At 50.0% G+C, this 12,687-nt stretch carries 12 protein-coding genes; 2 read left to right on the top strand and 10 right to left on the bottom strand.

Annotated elements, in window-relative coordinates:
• The first annotated feature begins 47 nt into the window (after positions 1 to 47).
• Positions 48 to 2,018: a TonB-dependent receptor plug domain-containing protein gene (locus CFK45_RS10225; protein ID WP_158224670.1), complete on the top strand. Its 1,971-nt coding sequence runs from the start codon at positions 48 to 50 to the stop codon at positions 2,016 to 2,018.
• A gap of 395 nt (positions 2,019 to 2,413) precedes the next feature.
• Here CFK45_RS10225 and nrdG read toward each other — a convergent pair whose 3' ends face one another.
• From nrdG to pspA, 8 genes are all read right to left on the bottom strand, one after another.
• Entirely contained in the window at positions 2,414 to 2,950 is a 537-nt protein-coding gene (gene nrdG / locus CFK45_RS10220; protein WP_096086344.1) for an anaerobic ribonucleoside-triphosphate reductase-activating protein, read from the bottom strand.
• Positions 2,950 to 5,085 carry an anaerobic ribonucleoside-triphosphate reductase gene (nrdD, locus tag CFK45_RS10215; protein WP_096086343.1) on the bottom strand — a complete coding sequence of 712 codons (2,136 nt, stop codon included), beginning with the start codon at positions 5,083 to 5,085 and terminating at the stop codon, positions 2,950 to 2,952. Before nrdD ends, nrdG begins: the two co-directional genes overlap by 1 nt.
• A gap of 138 nt (positions 5,086 to 5,223) precedes the next feature.
• A complete protein-coding gene (locus CFK45_RS10210; RefSeq protein WP_096086342.1) occupies positions 5,224 to 6,228 on the bottom strand; it encodes a LacI family DNA-binding transcriptional regulator in 1,005 nt (334 codons plus the stop codon).
• Between the two features lie 6 nt (positions 6,229 to 6,234).
• Positions 6,235 to 7,194, bottom strand: a complete 960-nt coding sequence (locus CFK45_RS10205; protein ID WP_096086341.1) for a class I SAM-dependent methyltransferase — start codon at positions 7,192 to 7,194, stop codon at positions 6,235 to 6,237.
• 67 nt (positions 7,195 to 7,261) lie between these two features.
• On the bottom strand, positions 7,262 to 7,717 hold the full coding sequence (locus CFK45_RS10200) for a TM2 domain-containing protein (RefSeq protein ID WP_096086340.1): 456 nt from the start codon (positions 7,715 to 7,717) through the stop codon (positions 7,262 to 7,264).
• Between the two features lie 65 nt (positions 7,718 to 7,782).
• Positions 7,783 to 8,214, bottom strand: a complete 432-nt coding sequence (gene pspC / locus CFK45_RS10195) for an envelope stress response membrane protein PspC (RefSeq protein WP_096086339.1) — start codon at positions 8,212 to 8,214, stop codon at positions 7,783 to 7,785.
• On the bottom strand, positions 8,204 to 8,440 hold the full coding sequence (gene pspB, locus CFK45_RS10190; RefSeq protein ID WP_096086338.1) for an envelope stress response membrane protein PspB: 237 nt from the start codon (positions 8,438 to 8,440) through the stop codon (positions 8,204 to 8,206). The genes pspC and pspB overlap by 11 nt, the downstream gene beginning before the upstream one ends.
• A gap of 9 nt (positions 8,441 to 8,449) precedes the next feature.
• On the bottom strand, positions 8,450 to 9,109 hold the full coding sequence (gene pspA / locus CFK45_RS10185) for a phage shock protein PspA (RefSeq protein ID WP_096086337.1): 660 nt from the start codon (positions 9,107 to 9,109) through the stop codon (positions 8,450 to 8,452).
• 249 nt (positions 9,110 to 9,358) lie between these two features.
• Between pspA and pspF the strand changes: the two genes are divergently transcribed.
• Positions 9,359 to 10,411, top strand: a complete 1,053-nt coding sequence (pspF, locus tag CFK45_RS10180) for a phage shock protein operon transcriptional activator (RefSeq protein ID WP_096086336.1) — start codon at positions 9,359 to 9,361, stop codon at positions 10,409 to 10,411.
• A gap of 10 nt (positions 10,412 to 10,421) precedes the next feature.
• On the opposite strand, the gene CFK45_RS10175 is transcribed toward pspF, so the two are convergent.
• Together CFK45_RS10175 and purU are read right to left on the bottom strand one after the other, a co-directional pair.
• Entirely contained in the window at positions 10,422 to 11,621 is a 1,200-nt protein-coding gene (locus CFK45_RS10175) for a response regulator (RefSeq protein WP_096086335.1), read from the bottom strand.
• Between the two features lie 187 nt (positions 11,622 to 11,808).
• On the bottom strand, positions 11,809 to 12,675 hold the full coding sequence (purU, locus tag CFK45_RS10170) for a formyltetrahydrofolate deformylase (RefSeq protein ID WP_096086334.1): 867 nt from the start codon (positions 12,673 to 12,675) through the stop codon (positions 11,809 to 11,811).
• Positions 12,676 to 12,687: the final 12 nt, after the last annotated feature.

The following is a 12,687-nucleotide window of genomic DNA, read 5'->3' as shown; positions in this document are numbered from 1 at the left end:
AACATAGGTTTGCAGCACATCTAAGTGGTTTAGCTCTTTTTAGTCTATTGAGTTTGCTCTGTAAGTTTGCCCTCGCTCAACAAAGCTCTCAGGATTCCCGGCAGTTCGACAAATACATCAACTTGAGCTTAAAAGAATTAATAGAAATCGAAGTCAGTGTGACCTCTGGCAAAAAAAGGCAAGAGCGCCGGGTATTCGGCAGTGTGCACCAGCTAAATAATCAAGCCTGGGATACCAGTTCAGGCCGCATGATTTACGATGCACTTGATGTGCTGCCGGGGGTTGATACTCAGCTGTCTTTGGGTGGTACACGTATGGTCAGCATACGGGGTTTTGCGCACACCACACAAAGTGCACGCGGGAAATCCGTCTTGTTTGACAGCATACCGTTAAACGGTTTTGCATTTGGCTCGGCGCTATACCAAACCAGTACACTGCCTGCAAATTTAATATCGAGCTTAGAGATTGTTAAAGGCCCCATTTCAAGTTATTACGGGCCAGACGCATTTCACGGCGCAATTGCTCTTAATCCGTGGTCGAGCGATACAAACGGCTTTAGTACATCGATCTCCCAGGGTTCACGCCAAGACAACGAATTTAATATTAAAGGTGCCTACGAACTTAGTGATCACATTCGCGCATCGAGCAACATTAATTATTTCCAACAACTCAATGCCGATATCAATGCGGACAACCTCACGCACAAACCCAACAACGAGATTCAAGCACTTAGCGTTAATCAAAATTTCTATAGCGCCTTCGGCCAATTCAGTTTGCTTTACCACGACGCCGAGACTGACGATTTTTATCCAATGTTTCACGACCCTAAGTTTTTGCTAAAAGGTGATTATTCAAATATCGACAAATCAAACAGCTTACTGCTCTATTACAAACATCAACTGGACATTTACCCCACGCTGCAACTTCGCCCGGCACTGTGGTACAACCGCTCTGATTTTTCTCTATACGAAGACTTTAACGCTTTAGAGCCAGAGCCCGGCCAGTACGAAACCTGGGCCGATGAACAGTATGCGCTGCGCTTACACGGAGATTGGCTGGCACAGCGCAGGCACGAACTGACCTTTGGCCTTGAATATATGCACAGCAAGGATCGAAAAAGCGAGTCCTATCGCGGGGCAATGCCGCCGACAGAAAACGAGCACAGTGGCTTTAGCAAAGACATCTACTCCGCTTTTTTTGACTATCGAATCGACCTAATCGACAACAAATTGTTAGGCCTTGCCAGCGCACGCTACGACTACTTTAGCAACTCCAGCCAAAACGAAATTTCCCCAAAGGCCGGTTTAATCTGGCTCGCCAACGACGCCAACACCTTCAAATACATTTACGCTGAAGGCTACCGTGCACCGGCCTCAGCCGAGTATCACGGCGCCGGAGCCTGGGTTGGCGATCCGAGCCTTAAAGGCGAGCGCCTGTACAGCCACGAGCTTATATATCAACTAACGTTTGATGCGTTCAAATGGACCACAAGCGTTTACAGAAATAAATGGAAAGACGGCATTATCACCATTGCCAACACGCCCGCCGCAATCGAAGCGGGAAAAAACGGCGAGTACAGTAACCAGGGGGAAAACAGCGCCGAAGGCGTTGACAGCGAACTCAACTACTTTGTGCAAAGCTGGCACACACTGGTATTTATTAACGGAGCCTACAACCACAGCAAAAACGAGATTAGTGGCGAAGACTACCAACTCTACCCTCGCAGGAAGTTTGCCGCGGGCTTGCGCTATAAGCGGGGCAACTGGGGTTTTGATCTGCAACACATCAGCAAATACCACCGCCTGGAAGATTCGTTGGCCACCGACGATGAAAAACTCGATGACTTCCACGAACTCAATCTTAACCTTGCCTACGAATACAGACGCATGTCTGTCGACATGGGTATCTTCAACCTCTTAGACAGAAAAAACATTGAGCCGTCGATATGGTTTGTCGATGGCGGCATTTACCGCAACGGCAGAGAGTTCAGACTAAGCGCGAGTTACAAAACATTTTAGGCCTGAAACAGAAAATGCCCGGGCCAGCCGGGCATCCAGGGTAATAGCACAGCTAAGGATAAGCAGCGCATAAACTAGAAAGAGTTTTAAGCGACCACTGAATAAATCAGTGAACCGTAAACTCCACAGAAAAGTGCCATTTGAGCACCGAAAAAAACCTTAGACTTCAGCATAATTGACTCCAGGGCTTCATTCGTCATGGGACTGTCCGTAATGACGCATGTTTTGGAAGAGTGACGCTTCCCGCGATCTCACGTGTTATTGTTATTGAGTGCTTATTCACAAAAAAGTTCAAAGCACATCTGCATCGTACAAAAACTGATAACCAGAAACCACCCATTTCGCCAATATTTCACAAAAACGTAATAACATTTTGTTAACTAACACCCTGGTTGTTATTGCGTTTGCCGTGTTTGTCGCTTGCTGATATCGGCTATTGTGCAACTGTAAGGCTCGTTCGCATAGCGTTGGCTCAAGGCGATAATGCGCTGGTTGGAACTGCCTCGCCAACACAGTCTTGCATCTTTAAATTCGGCCTCGAAACGCCCGTCAACTAAGACATCCAGGCAATCTAGCAAGGTCAGTTGCGCGCCCTCTAACTGCTCCAGACGATAGCCTGTCCAGCACCAAATATCTTTATCTGGATACTGCGTTTTCACCGCTTCAACCAAGTCGGTAACGGCCGCTAGGTTGCGCGGATGCAGCGGATCACCACCACTTAAACTCAGCCCCCTTTTACGTATACGTTGATCGCCCAGATCACACAAAATACGTTGTTTTATCTGCTCACTGTAGGCCTCGCCCTTTTTAAACGACCACGAGGCTTTGTTAAAACAATCCGGGCAGCGATGTTCACAGCCGGATACAAATACGCTGCAGCGCGTACCCGGGCCGTTGATCACATCGACCGGATGGTATTGCAGAATACGCATCAGGCCGGCTCGGCATCGAGATGCTTAACCCGGCGCAGCACTTCTTGCTGCTTGCCGTCGTTAAACGGCCTCGCGTCCGGGCTGCCGAGATAACCGCAAACCCGCCGTGTCACCGAGACACGGGCACTGTCGCTGTTGCCGCACTGCGGACAGCAAAAACCTTTACTGGTGCAATCAAACTCGCCGGTAAAACCGCAGTCGTAGCACTCGTCGATCGGGGTATTGGTTCCGTAGTACGGCACACAGTCGTAGCTGTAATCCCAAACATCTTCGAGCGCATCGAGGTTGTGCTGAAGATTAGGGTACTCGCCGTAACAAATAAATCCGCCACTACTTAAGGGCGGGAAGGTTTTTTCAAAGTCGAGTTTGTCAAAAGGGTTAACCTTTTTCTGCACATCCAGGTGGAAGGAATTGGTGTAATAACCCTTGTCGGTCACCCCCGGAATCAAGCCAAAATCTTTGGAGTCAATGCGGCAAAAACGCGAGCATAAATTTTCGCTCGGCGTGGCGTACAGGCTAAAACCGAGACCCGTTTGTTGTTTCCACTTTTCGATTGTCGCCGACATGCAGGCAACAATTTCGTGCACCAGGGCTTTGCGCTGTTCGCAGTCGTAGACATGTACCGTATGCCCGAGCAGGGCATTGCAAACCTCGTTTAACCCGATATAGCCGAGCGATACCGAAGCGCGGCCATTTTCAAACAGCGAAAACACCGAGTCCTCCGGTTTTAAGCGTATGCCGCAGGCACCTTCGGTATAAAGTATCGGCGCCACCTTGGCTTTGACGTGGCGCAGGCGATCAACACGCGTCATTAACGCTTCAAACGCGAGCTCGAGATTGCCGTGCAACAATTTGTAAAACAAATCCATATTGCCTTTGGCCAACAGCGCTAAACGCGGCAAATTCAAACTGACAACGCCGAGATTATTGCGGCCCTCGTGCACCTCTTGCCCCTGCTCTTCGTGGCGACTTAAAAAGCTGCGACAGCCCATCGGGGTTTTAAATGAACCGGTTACCTCAACAACCTGTTCATAGTTAAGAATATCCGGGTACATGCGCTCGCTGGCGCAGCGCAAAGCCAAGCGCTTAATATCGTAGTTGGGGTCTTCGGGGTGGGCATTTAAACCGCGCTTCATCGCAAAAACCAACTTGGGAAATACCGCCGTTTTTTTATGTTTGCCCAAACCCGCCCTGCGCACTTCTAATATGCAGCGCTGAATTAATTTTTCCTGCCAACTTGAGCCAAGACCAAAACCAAAGGTGACAAAGGGCGTTTGACCATTGGAGGTGTGCAAGGTGTTAATTTCATACTCAAGTGCCTGAAATGCGTTGTAACACTCTTTTTCACACTGCTCTTTGGCATAGGCCTCGGCTTCGGCAATCTTGTAGCGCTCGGCCGTTGCCACATGTTTTTGATAACTGAGCTCGACATAGGGCGCAAGCACTTCATCGATGCGGTTGATGGTCGTACCGCCATAGATATGGCTTGCCACCTGAGCAATGATTTGTGCGGTGACACTACAGGCCGTGGATATCGACTTGGGGCTTTCGATTTCGGCGTTGCCCATCTTAAACCCGTTTTCAAGCATGCCTTTTAAATCGACCAGCATGCAGTTAAACATCGGGAAAAACGGCGCGTAATCTAAATCGTGATAGTGTAAAAAACCGCCGTCGTGGGCCTCGACCACCGCCTTGGGTAAAAGCTGAGTTTTAGCAAAGTGGCGGGCGACAATGCCGGCGAGTAAATCCCGCTGTGTTGGAATAACGCGGCTGTCTTTGTTGGCGTTTTCGTTTAACAGCTCGGAATTATTTTGCTCAACCAGGCCCTGAATCTCACGCGTAAGACGGCTGCTGCGCTCGCGCTCTAGATCGCGCTCGTGGCGATACTCAATGTAGCGGCGCGCAACATCCTTAAAATAGCTCTGCATCAAGCGCCGTTCGACCAAAGCCTGGATCTCGTCAATGGCGACTTGTTCGCGCCCGTCGAGCTCCTCGGCCACCGCCAGCGCAATATGTTTCGCATCGGGCTCTGACACCCGCTTGCAGGCTTTCATAGCCTTTAAAATTGCCTGCTCTATGCGCCCAACGTCAAACGGGGTTCGACTTCCATCGCGCTTAATAACCACCTTGTCCATAACTCTCTCTCATCATCTGCTGCGGCATTTTTACTATATATAGTGGCAAAGGTGGTGACAGAAACTAGATATAGTTGGTGAGAGCGAGTTTTTTATGATTTAGATCAGTTTTTAACGGCGCTTAGCGCGCCGCTTAACTCAGTTAAGATCGGCGACCGAATCGCGCTCTTCAATGCGCGGCATAAAAAGATGGGTGCGCCCAGCCGGCGCCTGCTGACCATCGGCCAACTTGATCGCCAGCTCGATCGCATAGTTGGCCATTTCTTCAATTGGATAGGTCATTGTGGTCAACCTGGGGCGACAGGCACTGCTGACATAGAGGTTGTCAAAACCGACGATGCTAAGCTGCTCTGGCACCGCAATACCGGCATCCTGAAGCACATTCATCGCGCCGACCGCCTGCATATCGTTGTGGCAAATAAGCGCGCTGAAATCGACCCCGCGCTCGAGCAAGCGACGCCCGACTTCGGCGCCGCCGTCGAGATCGGTTGCAGTGCGCACGATGTCTTTTTCTTCAACCACAATGCCGGCTTCTTCGAGGATTTGCGTCGCACCGGCCACCCTCGCAACGGCGTCTTCTTCCGGTGCCGACGAGCTTGCAATAGCAAAGCGCCGATGGCCTTTTTCAAGTAAAAATTCAGTAATTTGGCGAGCGCCAGCAAGCGAGTCCAACCACACACAGCGCTCGGCAATATCGGCCACAAAACGGTTGATCAATACCAAACCCGGGTGACAAGCAGCCAAGTCACACAGCGATTTTTCGTCGCTCTCTTTACTGTGCAGTACCATGGCCCTGCAGGCATGCTCTTCAAACGAGGCAATGGCCTCGCTCTCTTCAGCGGTCAGACCCATGCTGTTGCTAACCAGCAGGCGAAATTTCTGCGCGCGCGCCGCGCGCTCCGCACCCGAGGTCAGGCGACCAAAAAACGCCGGGCTCATATGCGGCATCACCAAACCAACAGTATTGCTTTTTTTGCTGACTAAGGCACGGGCATTGGTATTGGGCCGATAGCCGAGCTCTTCGATGACTTTTTTTACCCGCGCGCGACACGCATCGCCGACTTTGCCGCCGTCGTGAACAACACGCGAAACCGTTGCCGTGCTAACACCGGCAACACGGGCAACATCTTTGATGGTAACCATCGTCTATTAACGCTCGGGTTTCTTAAACAACAAGGTCATGCGATTGCTCTCGCCGATGGCTTGATAGGCAGCTTTATTTGCTTCATCACCGCGCAAGCTCGGTGGCAAACGCCAAACAAAGTCATCCATAGAAGGCTGGTCTTTGGGGTTTTCATTGACATCCGATTGAGCCACCAGGGCAAAACCTGCTTTTTCAAAGCTTTCTATCAGCGCCGCTTTATTTAAATAACCGCGCGAGCCGTCGGCCCATTCCAGGCTGTAGTTATCGGGCGCCTGATGCTGCACAACACCGACCACACCGCCGGGCTTTAATACACGAAAACTCAGCGCCAAAGCATCACTGTAAAACGGCTGCTGCGCTTGCAGGCGATACATATTGTGCAGCGCGCGAATAAACAGCACCACGTCCACTTGGCCATCGTAATACGGCCCCATGGCACCGAGGTTGGTACCAACCACTTGCGGTGCATCGCCTTCAGACCAACTGCGAACATCAGCAGACCACGTTTGCGGCCAGCTTTTGCGTTTTTCGATAAAGTTTTCGCTGGCCCACGAAAAATGCTGCCAAATATCAGCGCTGTAGTCTGCGCCGATCAACTTGCCCTTCGAACCCAGGTACGGAGCCAAAATTTGGCTGTACCAGCCAGCACCGGGAAGCGCTTCAACAACGGTCATGCCGGGCTTGATATTAAAAAACTCAATGGTCTGTTGCGGGTGGCGCGCGCCATAGCGATCACCGAGACTTGCTTTATTTTGCTCGAGAATACGAGCCAGGCGCTGGCTATCGGTTTCAGCTTTTAGTTTTAGCTGTTCTTGCTGTTTTAACTCAGCACCGCTCGCATGCACGACAGCTGCGCTGCTAGCGGCTTGGTCAGTGCTGTCTTGAGACGATTTAGAACAAGCGGCCAACAAACACACAGCCACACTGACAAAACTAAGTATCGCGAATTTTTTTTTACCAAACATGAGTGCTCACCCCTGAGAATAAGCCAAGTAGCATACGCACTCACAGGCTAAGGCTCAATGCTCAAACTCACGCACTGCGATATTTTCGCAGGCGATTTTGCTCATCAATCTGACTATTTAATGTCCAAAGATCCCACAGTAGGCCAACACCAAAGAGCCCCAGCGTAAATAGATACAACAACGCCGTCAGCCACTTTCCTTGATAAAAGCGGTGCGCTCCAAAAATACCGAGAAAAAACAGCAGCACCCAGGCAAGGCTGTAATCTAAAGGCCCCTCTTCATAGCGCCAATCGGCCTCTCTATCCATTGATGGAATTAAAAAAAGGTCAATAATCCAACCAATAAAAAATAAACCCAAAGTAAAAAACCACAGCGTGCCAGTGAGTTGCTTACCGTAATAAAAACGATGGGCGCCGATAAAACCAAAGATCCACGCAAGATAACCAACAACGATGCTGTGACTGCCCGAGCTCGGCTGTGAACGCGAATCAACATCGTAGGCTGTACTTTTATAACTGTTCATAATTCCTCATTAGATTTTTTTGACTGGCTTTACTCGCTTTATTTCCAACTTAAAAACAAGCTTGTTTAAGCACCAAGATCCTTAAACTCTTTGTTTAATTTGTATTTATTTGAGGTCACATAGGCCTCGACATTGGCGATGCGCTGGGCAAGCCGATCGAGGCGCTGCTGGGCTTTGTGCAAGCGATCCGGGGCACTGGCCTGGTAGCGAAACATATTTTTTTTGCGGTAGCAGCGCTCATTCTCATCGTACTCCATCTCGACCTGCGGCGCTTTTCTCGGGCGAGGCGCCAGCACCACCCAGGCAATAATATAGAGCCAGAAGGCCGCAGACCCGGTTAAAACAAGCGCGGCGATAAAAATCACACGCACAATGTTGGCATCGATATCAAAATGATCGGCGACACCCGCACAGACACCCCCGAGCCAATTTTTTTGTGTATTGCGATACAAATTCATTCCATAACCGTTGGCTCTCGGCCCGCCATTAACGCTCATAACTGTGCTCCTTACGCCATTCGGGGTGATCGTTGTCGAGGATGGACTCAAGGCTTTCCACTCGCTCGCTCAAGGTATCGAGCGCCACAAGCATCTGCTCGAGCTCACCGCGGTCATCGTCGCTGATGCCTTTTAAGGCTCTACTTTTGTAGCGGTAGTGCAAAATTAACCACAGCGGTGCAACGATGGTTAAAAACAGTATTGAAGGGACAAATAGTTGCTGCATCGTCTTTCCTTATTGATCCTGCATTTCCTTTTTTAAACGCTCGAGCTCGCGACTGAGCTCATCATCTTTGCCCAGCTCTTCGATTTCCTGGGCGAGATCGCGCTTGCCGAGCTCATAACTTTCAACTTTGCCTTCAAGCTCATCCAGGCGGCGCTGAAACAATTCAAACTTATTTAGAGTGTTATCAACTTTGCGCTCGTGCAACTGCTTTTTGGCTCGTAAGCGCTGCTCCGCTGTCGCGCTGCGACGCGTTAATTCCTGCTGGCGCGCTTTTGCTTCATCGAGACGAGCCTGCAGTTGCGAAACTTCGTCTTCAAGGCCAGCTAACTGCTCGTCTATGCTTTGCAATTCCAATTCAAAAGCAGCAACAGCCTGCTCCGCCTCGGCTTTTTCTGCAAGCGCTGCGCGCGCCAAATCTTCCCTGTCTTTACTCAGGGCCAGGCGCGCCTTGTCCTGCCACTGAAGCGCTTCGTCTTGCACCAGCTTACTGCGACGCTGCAAGGTTTTTTTATCGGCCAGCAGGCGCGCGCAGCTCGATCTGAGTTCCACCAGCGTCTCTTCCATCTCTTGAATAATCAAACGAATCATTTTTGCAGGGTCTTCTGCACCATCGAGCATCGCGTTGATATTGGCGTTAACAATATCGGCAAACCTTGAAAATATTCCCATTACCTATTCCTCTATCTGGTTTTACTGAAGCTCAAGTACTGCGCTCGGCATATCGAGCCGCCTGTCGTCTGCATGCAGCTTGAGCGATCTTGTTGTCTTTCTATGCAAGTTATTACAAAAGTCAGGCCAACTTTACAAACCATTGAAAAGTAACGACTTTTTATAAAACCCTTAAATATTTATAAAAAAGAGGAGACATAGATGGCCAAATACACCAAACTACGATCAAATTAACCACTCTTTTTAACCATGCAAACCATTATCGGTCAGAGCAATGCCCTACTTAGCTGCCTTGATCAGGTGGGTAAACTCGCCAACATCAAACGCCCCGTGCTTATCATTGGCGAGCGCGGCAGCGGCAAGGAGCTAATCGCCGAACGCCTGCACTTTTTGTCTGCTCACTGGCAGGAACAATTTAATAAACTCAACTGCGCAACCCTGAGCGACAGCCTGATCGACAGTGAGCTCTTTGGCCACGAAAGTGGGGCCTTTACCGGTGCCCAAAAGCGCCGCAAAGGCCTGTTTGAGCGCAGCCACAAAGGCAGCTTGTTTCTTGACGAAATCACCACTTTGCCACTTCGCAGCCAGGAAAAGTTATTGAGGGTGACGGAATACGGTGAACTCCAGCGCTTGGGCGGGGAAACGCTGCTTGAGGTCGACGTCAGGCTGATTGCAGCAAGCCACGACGACATCGTCGATAAAGTAAACAGCGGCGAATTTCGCGCTGATTTACTCGACAGGCTGAGCTTTGATGTTATTCAGGTGCCCGCACTTCGAGATCGCGGTGAAGATATAGAACTGCTTGCCGAGCACTTTGCCAAACGTTTTTGTGCCGAACTCGGCCTGCAAGTATTTGCAGGCCTCGGCGAACACGCCAAAGAACAACTTTACCAATACCACTGGCCCGGCAATATTCGCGAACTGCGCAACGTTATCGAGCGCAGCATCGTTCGCAGTGACAAAAAAGATGAGAAACTAGAGCAGCTAATTATTGAGGTATTGCCTGCAAGCACCATCGCAAGCGAGGTGGCGGCGGAAAAACCTGCTCACAACTCAATTAACAAAACAAAAAGCGCTGTCAAAAACGGCAGCACAAGAAGCCCGAGCCAAATTTTTAAACACAATCTAAAAGAAGAAATCAGACAACTTGAATTACAGCGACTTAAAGCTGCCCTAGAACACAACCAGCACCACCAAAGTCGCGCCGCCGAAAGCCTGGCTCTCAGTTACCACCAGTTTCGAGCCCTACTAAAAAAACATCAGAGCGAACTTGGCAAACACGAAAGCGATATAAAAAATTAAACTGCAGCTATTAAAACAGCTCAATATCCTGCGCGCTATTGTGCTCAAGCAGCGAATCGCTTTTTAAACTCTCGCGTAAAATTCTATCCTGCTCTGAGGTGATTTTTTTCAGTAAACTAAGCACATCGGCAAGCACTCGTTCAGCATTGACATTGCCTTCTATACACTCGGAGATTTGACTTGCAGCCGCCTCGACTTTATCGAGCACCCACTCCTCCTGATCGGCATCCATGCCCATATTGCGCAACTCAAAACTAAGCTGTGCAATCAATGCAGACATTGTTGATGAAACGGCCTCGAGACTGCGGTTAAACGCCTCGCTCAAGGTTTCAAGGCTCATATTTACCGTCGCAATTGAAGCACCCAGTTCCGCACGCTGAACCCCCAGCGCACGCTCAGCGTCAAGCACACGCGTTTTGGCGTCTGCGGCGCCGAGCACAAAAGGCAAGACGTCTTTGATGCGCCCGTAGCGACTGCTATTAAGCTTCGGCATATTTTTAACCAGCAGCGCTACCTGCTTAAAATTCACCTGTGTGCGCTGGCCAAAATCGACAAAACGTTGATTGCTGTGTAAAAGCGCCAGTATCTCTTGCTCAAGCGGCGCGGCACTGCCCTGAGTCGACGAATAAAAGTGTGGCCCACGCCGGGTCTTTATCATTAATGCCGCACTTAACTCTAAATCACTGCAAAAATTCAACAGTTGTGCGGCGAGCTGATCACAGCCTTTGGAGAAATAACTTTGCTCAACAAAACGAACCGATTTACCGAGTTCAAAACTGGTCGCCATCGCCTCGACGGCCGTGGCTTGAGCCGAGTCCGCACACGCTTTTAATTGCTGGCGTTCAACACTGTACTCAACCAGCAACTTTACCTTTGCCAGCAGCTCTTTTTCTTCGAAAGGCTTCGGCAAGTAGTCGTCACCGCCGACCTCATAACCTTTAAGGCGCTCTTTGACGGAAGAGCGAGAAGAGAGAAAAATTACCGGCACCGTCGCACAGCAGGGAATGCGCCGCAAAGCGGCACAAACTTCGTACCCGTTCATGCCGGGCATCTCAATATCGAGCAGGATAATATTCGGCTTTATTTGCTCGACAAGTTCCAGCCCCTGCTCACCAGAACCGGCGAGGCTTACCTGATAATGCTCTTGCAGCAGGCGCGCAAGCAGCTTTTGCACCAGTGTATCGTCATCGATAATTAAGATGGTTTCCATCGGGCACCCGCCTTCGGCTACATCGAGCTTGAGCTAAGTGTAGTTCAAGCTCAGCGATAGCAGCAGCGCAGATACCTAGCCCGATTGAGCGCAGCAACTAAGCGCACGTCAAACCGCAAAAACAACGGGAAAAAAGGCTTATTTAGAAAAATAAACGCAAGGTTTCAGCCTGGTTTGTGCTGAGCGCTTATTTACCAAATACCACAGTCTTGTGGCCATTTAACAAAATGCGCTGCTCGGCGTGCCAGCGCACAGCCCGCTGCAGGGTAACCGCTTCAATGTCGCGACCAATTTCAACCAGCTCTTCGGGTGTCTGAGCGTGATTCACTCGCTCAACACTCTGCTCAATAATCGGCCCCTCATCGAGTTCAGCTGTCACGTAGTGAGCGGTAGCACCAATCAGCTTCACACCGCGATCATAGGCTTGATGATAGGGTTTGGCGCCTTTAAAGCCGGGTAAAAAGCTGTGGTGGATATTGATCGCGCGGCCTTCGAGCTTGCGGCACAAATCGTCAGATAAAATCTGCATATAGCGCGCGAGCACCAACAATTCAGCTTCGCCGTCTTGCATAAGCTTCAACATTTGCGCCTCTTGTTCCGCCTTGTTCTGCGGCGTTACTGGCAAATAGTGAAACGGCAAGCCGTACCACTCGGTAATATCACGCAAGCTATTGTGATTGCTGAGCACGCCGACAATATCAACCGGCAATGTGCCATTTTTCCAGCTGTTTAACAGGTTATTTAAACAGTGCCCCCACTGGCTTACCGCAAGCATCACCTTCATTTTCTGCTTGCCGTTGTGCATTTCCCAGCACATGTTGTAGCGCTCAACCAGCGGTGCAAACGCCGCTTTAATCGAATCGAGATCTTTTGGCCCCTCAACGGACTCAAGCACCGTGCGCATAAAAAAGCACTTGCTGGTCACATCTTCAAACTGAGACGCCTCGCGAATATTAAAACCCTGCAAGCTAAAAAGATTCGCCACCGATGCAACGATGCCTGGCTGATCTTTGCAGCTGAATTTTAAAATTAACTCTTCGACGCGCTCACTCACTTGCTTTTCTCT

The sequence above is a fragment of the Agaribacterium haliotis genome, from assembly GCF_002312815.1.
GTDB lineage: Bacteria > Pseudomonadota > Gammaproteobacteria > Pseudomonadales > Cellvibrionaceae > Agaribacterium > Agaribacterium haliotis.
This window is presented reverse-complemented; position numbering and strand designations above follow the sequence as displayed.